General features: G+C 50.5%; 1 protein-coding gene. It reads left to right on the plus strand.

Features of this window, described 5'->3' with window-relative positions; translation table 11 throughout:
- Nucleotides 1-1,011: IS110 family RNA-guided transposase (locus tag IEW74_RS17180; RefSeq protein ID WP_188667406.1), on the plus strand; the 1,011-nt coding region annotated here is incomplete at its 5' end.
- Nucleotides 1,012-1,154: the final 143 nt, after the last annotated feature.

Here is a 1,154-nt window from a genome sequence, read left to right on the forward strand (position 1 = left end):
GTATCATTGAAAGAAACCCATATCTGTGTTGTAGATGAAACCGCCAAAATTGTCTGGCAAGGGGAATGTGAAACGCTTGCGACCTCGATTGCAGCTTGCGTTGATCCGTTTGGTCATTCAATTGAAGTCATCGCCTTGGAAACCGGCGGTCAATCCAGTTGGTTGCAACAAGGTCTTCGTGATCTCGGTTTACCCGCTGTCATTGTCGATGCCCGACGTGCCAAGGCGGCTTTAAGCTGCCGTTTGAACAAAACAGATCGCAACGATGCCGAAGGACTGGCTCAACTGGCCCGGACCCGTTGGTATCGCGAAGTCGCCGCCAAAAGTGAAAACACCCGTTTTGTCCGCTCCCAGCTTCTGGGACGTCATCTGCTGGTCAAACAGCTTCGCGACATTCAGAACCAGATCAGAGGTATTTTAAGGGGGCTTGGTCTGCAAGTGGGCCGGGTCTCTCGAATGAGATTTGAGGCCCGGATTTGGGAACTCATCTCGGACCATCCAGCGTTGGAACCTGCAATGGCCGCTTTGCTTTCAGTGCGGCGAAGCGTGATTGCCCGGATTAACGATCTGGACAAAAGCCTGAGCCAATTGTGCAAAGGCTCTGAACTGTGTCGCCGTTTGATGAGTGTCCCCGGTGTTGGCCCTCTGGTCTGTTTGAGCTTTATCACCGCCATTGATGATCCGAAACGGTTCCAAAAGTCATCCAGCATTGGAGCTTATCTCGGCCTGACACCACGAATTTATCAGTCAGGTGACACGCTTCGATGCGGACGCATTTCCAAATATGGTGACAAGCTAAGCCGCCACATGCTCTATGAGGCCGCAAATGTTCTACTGACCAATCCAAAGGGAAAATGGTCGAAACTGAAAGCATGGGGCATGAAACTCGTTCAAAAGATCGGCAGCAAAAAGGCCCGTGTCGCCGTTGCCCGTAAATTATCCGTCATCCTGCATCGTATCTGGATGGATGGAACAGAATTCTCTTGGGGAAACAAGGAGGTTGCCGCTTAATCGAAAAAGACGAAAACCACTTTAATCTCCAAAAGATGTCGTCGAAGCCGAGACGACAGGCACGGGATGATTTCGAAACGTAACATTGCTCGTCATCATTGATAGAGCGAAGCTGTAACATTGAAACGCCCAAGCCTTTCCAA

Origin of the sequence: Terasakiella brassicae (assembly GCF_014641495.1) — a bacterium.
GTDB lineage: Bacteria > Pseudomonadota > Alphaproteobacteria > Rhodospirillales > Terasakiellaceae > Terasakiella > Terasakiella brassicae.